The organism is Herbaspirillum sp. Sphag64 (assembly GCF_014192645.1).
Classification (GTDB): domain Bacteria; phylum Pseudomonadota; class Gammaproteobacteria; order Burkholderiales; family Burkholderiaceae_D; genus Herbaspirillum.
In genome coordinates this window covers 1-15234 of record NZ_JACHYE010000009.1, presented here as the reverse complement: position 1 = coordinate 15234, position 15234 = coordinate 1, and the positions used below count along the sequence as shown (strand labels likewise).

Annotated in this window: 10 protein-coding genes; 6 read left to right on the top strand and 4 right to left on the bottom strand. The window is 53.6% G+C overall.

Features of this window, described 5'->3' with window-relative positions; genetic code table 11:
- Positions 1-281: 281 nt before the first annotated feature.
- Positions 282-3320 carry a hypothetical protein gene (locus tag FHW66_RS14475; protein WP_183380529.1) on the bottom strand — a complete coding sequence of 1013 codons (3039 nt, stop codon included), beginning with the start codon at positions 3318-3320 and terminating at the stop codon, positions 282-284.
- Positions 3321-3951: 631 nt separating this feature from the next.
- Here FHW66_RS14475 and FHW66_RS14470 point away from each other — a divergent pair.
- From FHW66_RS14470 to FHW66_RS14455, 4 genes are all read left to right on the top strand, one after another.
- A complete protein-coding gene (locus FHW66_RS14470; RefSeq protein ID WP_183380657.1) occupies positions 3952-5232 on the top strand; it encodes an MFS transporter in 1281 nt (426 codons plus the stop codon).
- Between the two features lie 46 nt (positions 5233-5278).
- Positions 5279-6874 carry a galactarate dehydratase gene (gene garD / locus FHW66_RS14465; RefSeq protein ID WP_370543473.1) on the top strand — a complete coding sequence of 532 codons (1596 nt, stop codon included), beginning with the start codon at positions 5279-5281 and terminating at the stop codon, positions 6872-6874.
- A gap of 94 nt (positions 6875-6968) precedes the next feature.
- Complete coding sequence (locus tag FHW66_RS14460; RefSeq protein ID WP_183380528.1) at positions 6969-8075, top strand: beta-propeller fold lactonase family protein; 1107 nt, start codon at positions 6969-6971, stop codon at positions 8073-8075.
- Positions 8076-8139: 64 nt separating this feature from the next.
- Positions 8140-9813: a methyl-accepting chemotaxis protein gene (locus FHW66_RS14455; RefSeq protein WP_183380527.1), complete on the top strand. Its 1674-nt coding sequence runs from the start codon at positions 8140-8142 to the stop codon at positions 9811-9813.
- A gap of 78 nt (positions 9814-9891) precedes the next feature.
- Here the strand turns inward: FHW66_RS14455 and FHW66_RS14450 are convergent, their stop codons facing one another.
- From FHW66_RS14450 to FHW66_RS14440, 3 genes are all read right to left on the bottom strand, one after another.
- Positions 9892-11328 (bottom strand): aldehyde dehydrogenase family protein, encoded by a 1437-nt coding sequence (locus FHW66_RS14450; protein ID WP_183380526.1) that lies wholly within the window; start codon positions 11326-11328, stop codon positions 9892-9894.
- A 168-nt stretch (positions 11329-11496) separates the two neighbouring features.
- A complete protein-coding gene (gene kdgD, locus FHW66_RS14445; protein ID WP_183380525.1) occupies positions 11497-12411 on the bottom strand; it encodes a 5-dehydro-4-deoxyglucarate dehydratase in 915 nt (304 codons plus the stop codon).
- A 209-nt stretch (positions 12412-12620) separates the two neighbouring features.
- Complete coding sequence (locus FHW66_RS14440) at positions 12621-13409, bottom strand: FadR/GntR family transcriptional regulator (RefSeq protein ID WP_183380524.1); 789 nt, start codon at positions 13407-13409, stop codon at positions 12621-12623.
- Positions 13410-13551: 142 nt separating this feature from the next.
- Between FHW66_RS14440 and FHW66_RS14435 the strand changes: the two genes are divergently transcribed.
- Both FHW66_RS14435 and FHW66_RS14430 read left to right on the top strand, forming a co-directional pair.
- The gene (locus tag FHW66_RS14435; protein WP_183380523.1) at positions 13552-14397 is read left to right on the top strand and encodes a hypothetical protein; all 846 of its coding nucleotides are present in this window, start codon (positions 13552-13554) and stop codon (positions 14395-14397) included.
- A 2-nt stretch (positions 14398-14399) separates the two neighbouring features.
- Entirely contained in the window at positions 14400-14915 is a 516-nt protein-coding gene (locus FHW66_RS14430) for a nucleoside 2-deoxyribosyltransferase (protein WP_183380522.1), read from the top strand.
- The last annotated feature ends 319 nt before the right edge of the window (positions 14916-15234 follow it).

Below are 15234 nucleotides of genomic sequence, written 5' to 3'. Positions count from 1 at the left end.
AATTAATATTTTTATTGTGATTTTGACCGCTATTTTTCTGGATATATAGCGACTCGCCGGACAGCCGCAAGCGACTTGACCTGCTCTGCAAAGGGTGTTTTACCGGGGTAAATTTGCTGCCACGCAGCATTGCGGTACAGAAGCAACACATTTGGCAGAGCAAGCCAGGTTGAAAGACGACGATCTACGGCAAGCCCTTCACATTCCATCTTCACATGTTAGCTGGAAGCGCCCCTCTGAGTATCTCGAAGCCCTGCAACTAGCTGTATCTAGAGCGCTTATCAGGGGGGGGGCGCAATGGCCCTCTTGCGTTGAAAGTGCTTACTTTTATAGATCATGCGGTGGGATTGGAACTGTTTACTTGCAATGTACGCCCGCATGTCATCCATGATGAGACCAAAAGTTGCACAGGTCTTTTCCAAAGCCTCTTCATTCAGGAGTTCTGGGTCAAGTCCTGACACCACGCTCCACAGAAGTCCCTTCTTGACTTCAGGCTGATCTATTTCAAGTCCTAGTTTTTCACCCACCACATACCATTTCTCTCCCTTGTTGATCAGTTCTCGGGCAGGTCCATCGGTCGCAAATTTCTGAAGTGGCATTTTGAATTGTGGATCATCAATTTCGAGTTCAAGTTTTTTACCCACCTCTTTCCATTGCCCTCCCTTCAGGATCAGCTCTCGGGCAGGTCCATCGATCGCTATGTGCTGGAGTTTTATCTTGAATTCTGGATTGTCAATGTCGAGTCCAAATTTTTTACCTGCCTCTTTCCATAACATTCCTCCTTTGATCAGTTGTCGAGCAGGTCCAAAGAGTGCAACATCCTGAAGTAGCATGTTGACTTCAGGATCATCAATTTCGAGTCCAAGTTCTTCACCCACCTCTTTCCATTGCCCTCTCTCTTTGATCCGTTCTCGGGCAGATTCATCGATCACTATCCCCTGAAGTCTCTTCTTGACTTCAGGATCATTAATTTCGAGTCCAAGATTTTCACCTACCTCTTTCCATTTCCCTCCCTCCCTGATCTGGTCTCGGGCACGTCGCTCGAACACAATCTCCAGAAGTCTCTTCTTGACTTCAGGATCATTAATTTCGAGTCTCAACTTTTCACCCACTTCATTCCATTTCCATCCCGTCATGATCAGTTCTTTGGCAGGTCCGTCGATCACAATCTTCTGAAGTTTCATCCTGAATTTATCATTCCCAGGTTCGAGTCCAAGTTTTGTATACAACTCATCCCATTTCCATCCCTCCTTGATCATTTTTTGGGCAGGTCCATTGAACACAATCCGCTGAAGTTTCATCCCGAACTCAGGATTCTCAGGGTCGATTTCAAGGCATTTAGCCACCTCATACCATTGCTCTCCACGCAAGATCCTGTCTTTGGCAGGGCCCTCAATCACAATCATCTGCAATGCAGTCTTGACGTCAGGTTTATCAAGTTCGAGGTCAAACTTTTCCCCCACCTCATACCAGCACCATCCATCCATTATCAGTTCTTCTGCTTTTTTCCACTGACGTGCAATATATTGAAGTTTCCTGCTGACTTCAGGATGATCAATGTCGAGTCCAAACTTTTTACCCGCCTCTTTCCATGACTCTCCGTTCATAATCAGTTTTCGGACAAGTCCATCGATCAGAATTTGCTGAAGTAACATCCTGACTTCAGTTTTTTTCATTTCGAGTCCAAATTTTTCACCCACCTCTTCCCATGGCTTTTCCTCTATGATCAGTTTTCGGGCAGGTCCATCAATCACAACCTGCTGAAGATTTATCTTAACTTTAGGATTTCTAATTTCGAGTCCAAGTTTTTCACCCACCTCTTTCCAGTGCTCCCCCTTCCAGATCAGTTCCCGGGCAGGCCCATCGATCACAGCCTGCTGAAGTATCATCTTGACTTCAGGGTCACCAAGGTCGAGTCCAAGCTTTTTACCTACCTCATCCCATCGCTCTCTCTTCATGATCTGTTCGCGGGCAGATTCATCGATCACAACCTGCAGAAGTTTCGTCTTGACTTCAGGGGCATCAAGGTCAAGTGCAAACGCTGTAGCCACCTCCTTCCATGGTTTTTCTTCCATGATCAGTTTTCGGACAGGTCCATCGATCGAAATTAACTGAAGTTTAATCGCGACGTAAGGCCTACTAAGGTCGAGGTTAAACGCTGTAGCCGCTGCATGCCATTGCAGCCCATTCATGATCTCGTTTCGGACCCCTCTATCGATCAGTTTCCTTTGCCTTACAATCTTCTGAAGTTCCTCATTAGCGCGAATCCCGAGCTTCCTACACACTGTATCCAATAGCTCACCATCTATGATCAGCTTTACGGCAGGTCCATCGATCACAATCTGCTGAAGTTTTTTCTCGATCTTAGGGTTATCAACGTCGAGTCCAAGCTTCTTACCCACCTCATCCCATCGCCCCCCCTTCATGATCTGATGTCGGGCAGATCCATCGATCACAATTTGCTGGAGTTTCAGCCTGACTTCAGGACGATCAAGTTCAAGTTCAAGCTTCGTACCTACCTCATTCCATCGCCCTCCCTTCATGATCTGTTCTCGGGCAGATTCATCGATCACCTTCCTCTGACTTTCAAACGTCTGAAGTCTCTCTCTGACTTCAGGCTTACCAAGGTCGAGTCCAAGCTTTTCACATGCCATAATCCCTGAACATCCCTCCATGATCATTTCTCGGGCAGGTCCGTCGATCGCAATTTGCTGCAGTTGCATCTTGACTTCAGGGTGATCAAGGTCGAGTCCAAGCTTTTCATCCAACTGATCCCATCGCGTTCGCTCCATGATCAGCTTTCGGGCAGGTCCATTGATCACAACCTGCTGAAGTTTCATCTTGACTTCAGGGTCATCAAGGTCGAGTCCAAGATTGTTATCCACCTTATCCCATCGCCTTCCCTTCATGATCTGATCTTTGGCAGGTCCATCGATCACAACCTGCTGAAGTTTCATCTTGACTTCAGGGTCATCAAGGTCGAGTCCTAGTTTTTTACCTACCATCTTCCATGGCCATTCCTCCATGATCCGTTTTCGGGCAGGTCCATCGATCACCATCTCCTGGAGATTTTTTCTAGTGGCATCACCAAGTGTAAGACCGTGCGCTTCAACCACATCAGACCAGGGCTTTAGCTGCCTGCCTACTTCTTCGGCAATAAATATCAGCTGCTCCTTCGATTCATTGGTGGCTTGCTGCATCACACAATCCATTTTTTCCTGCACAGGTGTCGATTCCTGATCAGGATCGCGTATACAGATTCTCTTTACCTGTTCAAACAGCGTCTCGTTGCTGCTGATCGCCTCCATAATCTTCTTCAAGGATATTGCTCGCTGACTTTCTGGACCCATGTCAATGCGGCTGGTACTGCTGGCCGCATTGACGATCTCGTGTTCAAGAGATAAACGCTCTAGGCGCTCTTTTAGAGCATTAATTGGGGTCTTTTGAGACGTACTCGGATGACAAGATGACAGCGCAGGCAGCATTTTAGGGTCCTCAACTATAGGGAGACTTATACTGCGCCCGTGAATGAGCTCACACTATCAAAAATAAACCCAGATCAGTGCAGGTTGTCTCTCACTGCCATCTCCGCTCCGCATCCTGTACGTCAGATTTCCCCATTTTCCAAAACAACCCTGATCGATCGCGATAATTCGTTTGCAAAACAAAAGGCGGCTGTTTATACTCACAGACATGTTGTACGATGACTGATAACAATTCAGTCTGTAAAGCAACTTTTTATAATAAAACCTGGTGCCGCCATTGCCGCAGGCGTCGCAAACCTGGGTAGGAGACTCCCGCAGACATCAGTTGCGGCAGCATCTGCCCGGTGCTTGACGATAGTCCGCCGGCAGACGCACCGTACTCGTCGGAGATAGGTCTGTGCGTATCAATCAAGTCAGCGCAGTAGCGGGCGCGCGAGCAAGCCACATCCGCTATCTGGTGCTGTTCATGCTGTTTGTGGTGACGACTCTGAACTACGCGGATCGGGCCACGCTGTCGATTGTCGGTACATCCATGAAAGCCGATCTGGGTCTGGACCCGGTGATGATGGGCTATATCTTTTCTGCCTTCAGTTGGGCCTATGTCATGGCGCAATTGCCAGGCGGCTGGCTGCTGGACCGTTTTGGCTCCAAGCGCGTGTATGCGGCAAGTATCTTCCTGTGGTCGTTATTTACCTTGCTGCAAGCGGGTGTGGGCTGGCTTGGTACTGGCATGGCGGTGGCGGCCTTGTTTGCGTTGCGCTTTATCGTGGGCCTGGCCGAGGCGCCGTCGTTCCCGGCCAATGGACGCATTGTGGCGTCCTGGTTCCCAACCGCCGAGCGCGGCGTGGCTTCGGCGATTTTCAACTCAGCCCAGTATTTTGCGGCAGTTCTGTTTACGCCGTTGATGGCATGGATTGCCCATACCTACAACTGGCATGACGTCTTTGTGGTCATGGGCTGCTTCGGTATTGCGCTGTCGGTGATCTGGGTCAAGGTCATCCATGCGCCCAAGGAGCATCCGCTGATCAGCCGTGCCGAGCTGAACTATATCGAGCAGGGCGGCGCGCTGGTGAATATGGATCAACAGCCGCAGGCGCATCAGCCCGCCAAGGACAAGCGGGCCAACTGGGGCTATGTGCGCCAGCTGCTGAGCAACCGGATGTTGCTGGGCGTGTATGTGGGTCAGTACTGTATCAATACGATTACCTATTTTTTCCTTACCTGGTTCCCGGTGTATCTGGTGCAGGAGCGCGGCATGTCGATCCTGAAGGCCGGTTTTGTGGCGTCCATTCCGGCGGTCTGCGGCTTCATCGGTGGCGTCGTCGGCGGCATGATTTCTGACCGCCTGATCCAGCGCGGCATGAGCCTGACCTTATCGCGCAAAATTCCAATTGTGGCCGGGATGCTGCTATCGACTACGATGATCCTGTGCAACTACGTAGAAACGCAATGGCTGGTCGTGGCGATCATGGCGCTGGCCTTCTTTGGCAAGGGCGTCGGCGCACTAGGCTGGGCGGTTGTGGCCGATACGGCACCGAAGGAAATCGTCGGCCTCAGCGGCAGCCTGTTCAATATGTTCGGCAATGTCGCCGGCATCACGACACCGATTGTGATCGGCTATATCCTCAAGGCCAGTGGCTCCTTCAGTGGTGCACTGGTATTTGTTGGCGCCAATGCGCTGGTTACCGTGATCAGCTATCTGGTGATCGTCAAGGACATCAAGCGGGTTCAGCTCAAGCCGGTCTGACGACTGCTGACACCGCTCGCATTACTTTTTGCAAATGGAAAAAATTATGTCTACTGCATCTAAAGCTGAATCTAACGCTGAACCTCAAGCCGCCAGCCAGTCAGCTCCGGCGCGCTATATCCTGATGCATGCCAACGACAACGTCGCCATCGTCGTCAACGATGGCGGTTTGCCCCTTGGTACCGTGTTCCCCGATGGTCTGACACTGCTGCAGGCCGTGCCGCAAGGTCACAAGATTGCGCTGCGCGATATTGCGCAGGGCGCAGCGATCATTCGTTACGACGTGGCCATCGGCTATGCCGTGCGTGATATTGCCAAAGGTAGCTGGATCGAAGAGTCGCTGGTCACCCTGCCGCCAGCACGCGAGCTGGATAACCTGCCGATTGCCACCCGTGTGCCAGCACCGGCAGCACCGCTGGACGGCTATACCTTCGAGGGTTATCGCAATACCGATGGCTCGGTTGGTACGCGTAACCTGCTGGCCATCACCACTACCGTGCAATGCGTGGCCGGTGTGGTTGAACATGCGGTCAAGCGCATTCGCGAAGAGCTGCTGCCCAAGTACCCGAATGTGGAAGACGTGGTCGCACTGGAACATACTTATGGTTGCGGCGTCGCCATTGATGCGCCCAATGCGGATATTCCGATCCGCACGCTGCGTAATATCAGCCTCAACCCCAACTTTGGCGGACAGGCCATGGTGGTGAGTCTCGGTTGCGAGAAGCTGCAACCGAACCGCCTGCTGCCGGAAAAAATGATCCCCATCCACAAGGAAGGTGCTGCCTATGTGGTGTGCCTGCAGGATGCGGAACATGTCGGCTTCAATTCCATGATTGCCTCCATCATGGACATGGCTGAAGCCCGCCTGCAAGAGCTCGACAAGCGCCGCCGTGTGACCTGCCCGGCAGCCGATCTGGTGGTTGGTGTGCAGTGCGGTGGCAGCGATGCCTTCTCTGGTGTGACCGCCAACCCGGCAGTCGGCTTTGCCACCGATCTGCTGGTGCGCGCTGGTGCCAGTGTAATGTTCTCGGAAGTGACCGAAGTGCGTGACGGTATCGACCAGCTGACCTCGCGTGCCATCAATGCCGATGTTGCGCAGGCGATGATCCGCGAGATGGACTGGTACGACAATTATCTCAAGCGCGGCGGTGTCGATCGCAGCGCGAACACCACGCCTGGCAATAAAAAGGGTGGTCTCGCCAATATCGTTGAGAAGGCCATGGGCTCGATCGTCAAATCTGGTAGCGGCCCGATTGCCGGCGTGCTGTCACCGGGCGACAAGCTCAAACAAAAGGGATTGATCTACGCCGCCACACCGGCCAGCGATTTTGTCTGCGGCACGCTGCAACTGGCGGCTGGGATGAACCTGCACATCTTCACCACAGGTCGTGGCACACCCTATGGTCTGGCCGCGGTTCCCGTGATCAAGGTGGCGACCCGCAACGATCTGGCGCGCCGCTGGCATGACCTGATGGACGTCAACGCCGGACGTATCGCCAGTGGCGAAGCGACCATTGAAGATGTCGGCTGGGAACTGTTCCACCTGATGCTGGATGTGGCCAGTGGCCGCAAGCAGACCTGGGCCGAGAAGTGGAAGCTGCATAACGCGTTGACTTTGTTCAACCCGGCACCGATTACCTGATCATCCAATGTCGTTTCAATAGTAATAGCAACCCGTCCCCGCACATCCAACAACAACATTGGGGACGTTTACCAACCAAGGAGGAGTAGAGACAATGAATATCGGAACAAGCACCACACTGCTGCGTAATACACTGGCATTAGCAACCCTCAGCGCCTGCGCAATACTCTCAACACCGGCGCTGGCCAAAACCATCGTCTATGTATCAAATGCCGACAGTCAGGAAATCGACATCCTGGAATTGAATCCCAAGGATGGCAATCTGAGCTGGATCGACAAGGTCAAGACCGGCGGCAATGTGATGCCACTGGCACTCAGCCCGGACCATCACCGTCTGTACGCATCGTTGCGCTCACAGCCCTATTCGGTGACCACCTTCGCCGTCGATCAGCAAAGCGGCAAGTTGCGTGCATTGTCCACCGTGCCACTGGCCGACAACATGGCCAATCTGGCGACCGACAAGACCGGTCGTTACCTGCTGGCAGCGTCTTATACCGGTCACAAGATCTCGGTCAATCCGATTGATGCACTGGGTATAGCGCAAAGTGAAGGCGTACAAGTCACGCCGACCGGCAAGAACGCGCATCAGATCGGCGTTGATCCAACCAACAAGTTCGTGTTCGCGTCCAATCTTGGCAGCGACGTGATTCTGCAATTCCACTTCGATGCCGCCACCGGCAGCCTCACGCCGAATACGCCCGCTGCGGTCTCCACGGCAGCCGGTGCGGGTCCGCGCCATTTCGTGTTTGATCCCAAGCATCACTATGTGTACTCAACCAATGAGTTGAATGGCACCGTTAACACCTATCGTTACGATGGTGCGCGTGGCACGCTACAACTGCAAGGCACCATCACTGCCGTACCCGCTGGTTTCCAGGGCGATGCACCGGCACCGGCGGATATTCACATCACACCAAATGGCCGCTTCGTGTATGCCTCTGAGCGCACCTCCAGCACGCTGGCAGCGTATCGTGTTGACGCACGTACAGGTGCGCTGAGCAGCATCAGCAGCTTTGCTACCGAGACACAGCCACGTGGCTTCAACATCGATCCACATGGCAAATATCTGATCGCGGTCGGACAAAAGTCGAATGGTCTGACCAGTTACCGCATTAATCAAAAAACCGGTGCGCTGACTACGTTGCAGCATCTGGAGGTTGGCAAGAACCCGAACTGGGTAGAAATCATCAACTTGCCCTGATACGTCCGGCACGACCGGCACAATCGCCAGGAATGCCATCACCGCTGCAGAAGGAAATGACACCATGCGCAACATCACCGTTCGCTTTAGTTTGATGGGGGCCCTGGCACTGTTTGCGATCATGATCGTGATCGGTGCCGCAGTGGGGGTATTCACATTGGGGCGCACTAATGCCTCCACCATGGTGGTGCATGAAATCGCGCTACGGGTATTTGCGGTCAACGATGCCTACAAGGACACCACACGTACCCGCTCGGCGCTCACGCGTGCCTACACGGCACTCAAAGAGGCGAATGATCAACACATCCGGGACGCGGCGCTCAACAATGCCGAGACCACTTATGCACGCGCTCTGAAGACGCTCGATCAATTCGAGCAAGCACCGGATTTCAACGGTCAGGATGATGTCCTCAAGCACGCACTGGTGACGTCCGGAAGGGAGCTCTCTGCTGCGCTCAAGCAAGCCATGACAGCGCTGCGTAACAATGATACGGCGGCCTATGCCGAGATCAATGGCCGCGACATCACGGCGAAAGGGGCGCAGTTCTCAACCTTGCTGGAAAAATTTCAGAGCCAGACCAAGGATAACGTGCAGGCAATCGTCACAGACCGCGAACAGGAATACAACATGGTCGTCGTGTTGGTACTGACCGGTCTGGCTGCGGCAATGGCGCTGGTGGTTGCAGTGCATCTGCTGCTGCGTCGGGTCGTGTTGGCCCCGCTCAATCGCGCGGTGAACCTGCTTGATCAGGTCGCGACTGGTGATCTGAATGTCATTGTCACAACGACCGGGAACAATGAAATCGGTCGCTTGTTTTCTGCCATCAACAGCATGCAGCAAAGCCTGTTGCGTACCGTCTCACGGGTACATGCGAGTTCGCGCGTGATCAATCTCGGCGCGCGCGATATTGCCAGTGGCAATATGGATCTCTCGGCCCGAACCGAAACCCAGGCCAGCTCATTACAGCAAACCGCCGCCTCGATGGAGCAACTGACCAGTACCGTCAAACAGAATGCCGATAATGCCGTACAGGCCAATGAACTGGCATTATCGGCCTCTGAAACAGCGATCAAAGGTGGTGCCGTGGTTGCCCAGGTAGTCGATACCATGCAGGCCATCAATACCTCTTCACGTAAGATTGTGGACATCATCAGTGTGATTGACGGCATTGCGTTTCAGACCAATATTCTGGCACTCAACGCCGCCGTCGAGGCAGCGCGTGCTGGCGAACAGGGACGTGGCTTTGCCGTTGTTGCATCGGAAGTGCGCAGTCTGGCGCAACGCTCGGCCAGTGCTGCGCGTGAGATCAAGGAACTGATCACCGACTCGGTCCACAAGGTCGATTCCGGCAGCAAGCTGGTCGAACATGCCGGAGTCACCATGCAGGAAGTGGTTGATAGTGTAAGGCGGGTCACTGACATCGTCGGCGAGATCAGCGCTGCCAGCCGAGAACAAAGTGCCGGCATCCTGCAGGTCAACCAGGCCATCACCCAAATGGATAGCGTGACCCAGCAAAATGCGGCGTTGGTAGAGCAAGCCGCTGCGGCTGCGAAGTCGCTGCAGAATCAAGCCATGACGCTGGCCGAAGTCGTCAGTGTATTTGCGCTTGATGGTACTTCGGAAGAGGTAGCGATATCGCCGGCAGCGAAGACCGCCGTTACGGTACCAGCGCAAAAGAAAATTGCATCACCAGCTGCACCGTTGGTAACGACGAATGAGGACTGGGAACAGTTCTGAACGTCACAGAATGGATTGAGATCGATCTTTATACTGAAATTCAACAGGCCGCTCCCCTCCAGGAGCGGCCTTTTTACATCAGGCTGCGGTGTAGGCAGTCTTGACGGTGGTGTAGAACTCGGCGGCGTAGCTGCCTTGTTCACGTGGGCCATAGCTGGAGCCCTTGCGACCTCCAAATGGCACGTGATAATCAACACCGGCAGTGGCCGTATTGACCATGACCATGCCTGCCTGTGCATGACGCTTGAAGTGGGTAGCGTACTTCAGCGAGGTGGTGCAGATGCCGGAGGAGAGACCGAACTCGGTGTCATTGGCCAACTGCAAGGCATGCTCATAATTGTCTGCCGGGATCACTGCCGCCACTGGCCCGAAGATCTCTTCGCGGGAAATGCGGAAATCGTTGCTGCAATCGGCAAACAGGGCCGGAGTCATGTAAAAGCCACGCGTATCGCGTTCCACGGTCTCACCACCGATCACCAGAAGCGCACCTTCCTGCTTGCCGATGGCAACATAGGACAGGTTTTGGTCCAGCTGCGACTGATCAACGACGGGCCCGATATGGGTATCCTGATGCAAGGCATGTCCGATACGCAAACCAGCCAGTTGTGCACGTGCTGCTTCGATAAAACGTGGGTAAATGTCCTTCTCGACAATGATGCGGGAGGAAGCAGTGCAACGTTGACCGGTCGAGAAAAACGCGCCTTGCACCGCAGCGGTCACGGCCACATTGAGGTCAGCATCATTGAGGATGACCAGCGGATTCTTGCCGCCCATTTCCAGCTGGAACTTGGCCATGCGGGCGATACATCCCTGCGCGACACGGTTACCGGTTGAGACTGAGCCGGTGAAGCTCAATGCTGTGACACGACGATCATCGATAAAGCGCTGCCCCACTACCGAACCACGGCCCATGACTAGATTGAACACACCCGCTGGAATACCGGAACGGCTGATGATTTCAGCAATCGCCCAGGCGCTGCCAGGTACCAGTTCAGCCGGTTTGAATACCACCGTGTTGCCATAGGCCAGTGCTGGTGCAATCTTCCAGGCTGGAATCGCCATCGGGAAATTCCACGGTGCGATGATGCCAATCACGCCCAGTGGCTCGCGTGTGATTTCCACATCCAGACCGGGACGGACCGAGGCCAGCTTCTGCCCCTGAATCCGCAGCACTTCGGCCGCAAAGAACTTGAAGATGTTACCGGCACGACTGGCTTCACCGATGCCTTCGACCAGTGTCTTGCCCTCTTCGCGTGACAATAGACGACCCAGCTCATCCTTACGTGCCAGAATTTCGCTGCCGATCTTGTCGAGCGCATCGGCTCGCGCTTGCGGGTTACCGGTGCTCCATGCAGGAAAAGCCGCCTGTGCAGCGGCAATAGCCAGATCGGCCTGCGCAACATCGGCCTGCGCGTAGTCACCGATGACGTCGCTCAGATCAGAAGGGTTGATGTTATGGCTGACGCTGTTTCCTTGCAGCCATTCACCGTTGATGTAATTTGCAAATTGCGACATGTGTTTCTCCCGTGGGTCGATGTCAAAAAAACTTTAAAAACTGCTAAAAAAAACTGACCGCGGGTACAGGCCGGCGGTCAGTGTGAGTACATTCACCAAGCGCCACGAGGGCGATCAAGGTTGGTGCTGCTGTTCTTGTGATGCTGTTGCAGCGGTTTATCGGCCTGATTACTGCGGTCCAAGACGCTTGATCAGCGCGGCCAGTTCTTCGTGCTCGGCTTCCGTGCAAGGTGTCAGTGGCGTACGTACCGGACCAGCATCGTGACCCACCACGCGGGCACCGGCCTTGACGATACTCACGGCATAACCAGCCTTGCGATTGCGAATTTCCAGGTAGGGGAGGAAGAAGTCATCAATCAGACGGCCAACGGTGGCGTGATCATCCTTGGCAATCGCGTGATAGAAGTCCATCGCTGTCTTCGGGATGAAGTTGAACACCGCCGACGAATACACCGGCACACCCAGCGCCTTGTAGGCAGCGGCATAGACTTCCGCAGTCGGCAAGCCGCCGAGGTAGGTAAAACGATCGCCCAGACGGCGGCGGATGGTGACCATGGATTCGATTTCGCCAACGCCATCCTTGAAGCCGATCAGGTTCGGGCAACGCGCAGCCAGACGCTCCAGCGTATCGGCGTTGAGCTTGCAGACGGCACGGTTATAAATGATCACACCAAACTTGACCGATTTACACACCGCTTCAACGTGTGCAGCAATACCGTCCTGGCTGGCTTCGGTCAGGTAATGGGGCATCAGCAGAATGCCGTGCGCGCCCAGACGTTCAGCTTCCTGTGCATAGGCGATTGCTGCGCGGGTTGCGCCACCGGCACCGGCGATGATGGGCACCTTGCCTTTGCAGGTGTCGACCGCGGTGCGGATGATGTCGCTGTACTCGCCCGGTACCAGCGAGAAGAACTCCCCCGTGCCGCCCGCAGCGAACAGTGCGCTGGCACCGTAAGGCGCCAGCCACTCGAGACGCTCGGCGTAGGTCTTGGGACGGAAATCACCTTGTTCATCAAAGTCGGTCAGCGGGAACGACAGCAGGCCGGAAGAGAGGATGTGTTTCAGGTCTTGTGGTGTGTACATGTCAGTAGGTACCAAAGGATGATGTTAAAAATTCCGTCGCTGTAGAGGTGCCAGAAGCGCGCCAAAGCGTGCTTCGTTCTCAGCATCAAGAATCAGGCTTCAAGATATCAGTCATCGTACAACATCAATAAAAAGAAAGCCAGTAGTTTTTGCTACTGGCTTGGTGTCGTTGTTGTGCGTAAAACCGGGTTGAGAGTTGCCGTAAGGAATTACTGGGCGACACTATTTTCGGTGGTGCTGCCAACAACGCCTGACTCTGCTGCCTCATGCGCACGGCGCAGGCGCTCACGGCTATTGGTCAGATGGTTACGCATGGCGGCACGAGCGGCTTCGGTATCGCGCCGGGCGATCGCTTCGTAGATATCTTCATGCTCACGCTGCACGCGGTCCAGATAGCTAGCCTGCTGATCCCGCGCCAGTTGTGCCGTATCCAGGCGCTTACGTGGGATCACACCATTGCCAAGATGACTGATGATCTCAATGAAATAGCGGTTGGCCGTTGCATTGGCGATCTGGGAGTGAAAGCGGAAGTCTGCATCGATGGTGTCCTTACCCTGCGCCAGATTGTCACGCAGCGCATCGAGTGCCAGCCGGATCTCCTGCAATTGCGCATCGCTACGGCGGGCTGCAGCCAGTCCGGCAGTCTCGGTTTCCAGGCTGATACGCAGCTCCAGCAAGGCCAGCAGATCCTTCATGGTGGTGATGGTCGCCGGATCGATATGGATATTGCCCGTCTTCGGTGGCTCTAGCACAAAGGTACCGATACCATGCCGGGTCTCCACCAGATTAGCGGCCTGCAAACGCGAGATCGCTTCACGCACCACGGTGCGGCTAACACCTTGAGTGGACATGATTTCAGACTCGGTCGGCAGCTTGTCGCCTGGCTTCAAGCGACCATTGGTGATCAATTCAGAGATGGCATTGACCACTTCCTGCGACAGGCTTTGGGATTTCTTGCGCGGACGCAGCAGCGGGCTGGGGCTCTCAGTGGTGGTCATGGGCGTTGATGCTGGAAAAAGTTATGTGACATCTTATCAGAGATGACTGGGTTTTCCGCTGTTTTGGCCGGGATTGCGATGCTATGATCCGGCCCATCGGCCGTAGACAAAAGCTAACAATGACGTTCATCAAGGAGAGGATATGACGGAGCGAGGTAAAAGACGTGCTATTGCATTTAAGAGCAGGACGCCGACCTGCCCTTCACAGCCAGAAAGATCTGGCGACTACACCGAATACCTCGCCAGGATTGGACAAGGTAAAGCACCGGATTCGGATTCGCGACTTCGGCTTGCCTACAATGCCGCCCTGGATATCAGAAAATTTGAAATCGAACTCTACTGGAAGCGATCGACCTATTTCTGGGCCATCGTCGCTGCGACGTTGACTGCGTATGGTGTGGTTGCGACGGCCTCATTCAAAAACGATGGGAGCGCAAGTCTGACATTGCTGTACCAACTCATGTTGCTGATATTGGCAGGTCTGGGAGCACTTTTCAGCAGGGGCTGGGAGCACGCTAACAAGGGCAGTAAATTCTGGCAGGCAAACTGGGAAGCACAAGTCGAATTGCTGGAAGATGATGTGATTGGACCGTTGTACAAAACAGTGTTTGCCCCAGATCACACCAATGGCGATAAGTCGAAGCGCAAGCTGGAGACGATCTACTCACCAACCAAAGTCAATGCGATTTTTTCAAAGATCTTTTTTTCGCTTTTTATTGCTCTCTTTACTTGTACCGCCATTGCGATTCTGCTTCGTACAGCGAGCAGCATATATCAACTCACTGACATCCTGAAATCGATCGATACTATCTGTCCACATTGGCTAAATATCGTCACTGTTGTTGCGATCTTTGCTGTCCTTCTCTTCTTCAGCATCTTTGGCTGGAAGATGGAAAAGCATTCCATCACGACCACTGCTGTCGCAGGTCAATGGAATATCTCCACAAGATCTGCAGATATCACCGACGACGTGACCGGGGATCTTTAAAAATGGTAAATCCACGTGAACAAAAAATCTATCTCGCAGGTTTTGATGTCTTCCGTCTAGATGCCAGCGATTATGGCAAGTCCCTGCACACGCTGTGTGCCCAGTATGGCTTTCAAGGTTTATTCCCGCTCGATAATCAAGCGCCCGCAAACTTGACGGGAAGAGCACTGGCCGATTGGATTTACAACGCCAACATTGCACTGATACATCAAGCGGATCTAGTGATGGCCAACGTCAACAACTTCCGTGGTGCAGAGCCCGACTCCGGCACCTGTTTCGAAATTGGTTTTGCACGCGCGTTAGGTAAGTCGGTATGGGCCTACACCGACGATGGCAGACCACTCGTCGATCAGATAAAGAACACCCAATCGGTACAGAATCATTGTGTTGATGAACATGGGTTGATCGTCGAGGATTTTGGTTTGGTACGCAATCTGATGATCGCGTGCTCCTCTGAGCTTGTGATCGGTGGACCGGAAGACTGTTTGCGTGCAATCAATTTGCGTTCAGGCAATTAAATGAAATGGCGAAATTGAACTGCCCCTCAGTTCGAGCCAAATAGACCAGACTGCTATTACTACCAAACACCAGGGGGTCATTTAATCCAGCTCGTGACGGCTTGCTTCAATCAGGTCTTTGATCAAGTCGCAGGACAATCTGGATGCAAACCGTGACCTACTTCAGTTTTTACATCCGATACGACCCGTCAATGCGGCGTTCCGGCCCGGATGTCCCAAACTGCTTACTCGTCCGAATAAATCGGAGCGGATGGAATTGGATCTGCATCCTCAAGAAATTCAATACTACGAAGCATTTCCAAGACATAAGGCGTTAAAT